General features: G+C 55.6%; 1 protein-coding gene. It reads left to right on the plus strand.

Features of this window, described 5'->3' with window-relative positions:
- The coding region (locus AO388_RS06525) for an HNH endonuclease signature motif containing protein (RefSeq protein ID WP_161937156.1) at positions 1 to 189 on the plus strand (189 nt) is incomplete at its 5' end.
- Between the last annotated feature and the right edge of the window lie 158 nt (positions 190 to 347).

Raw genomic sequence — 347 nt, forward strand, 5'->3', positions numbered from 1 at the left:
AGCTACAAGTGGCAACAGGCGCGCAAGGGCTTCTTGGCTAAGCATCCGCTCTGCGTAGAGTGCGAGCGCCTTGGGCGTGTAACAGCGTCGACAGACGTTGATCACATCGTTCCTCACAAGGGTGACATGGACCTGTTCTGGGATCGATCCAACTGGCAGGCAAACACCCAGGCAGCCCGGCCTCGCTGACCGAAACGAGAACAATTCTCGTCGAATTTCACGAGAATGCACCGATATGGTGCGCGCACCAGTCTGGTGCGATGGGGGAGGGTCAAAAGTCTGGTCCCTTTGGCTTCTAGACCGCGCCCTCAGTCGTTTTTTTACACCCGCGAAATTAAAAATTCTGG

Origin of the sequence: Pseudomonas sp. ICMP 10191 (assembly GCF_001467335.1) — a bacterium.
GTDB lineage: Bacteria > Pseudomonadota > Gammaproteobacteria > Pseudomonadales > Pseudomonadaceae > Aquipseudomonas > Aquipseudomonas cerasi.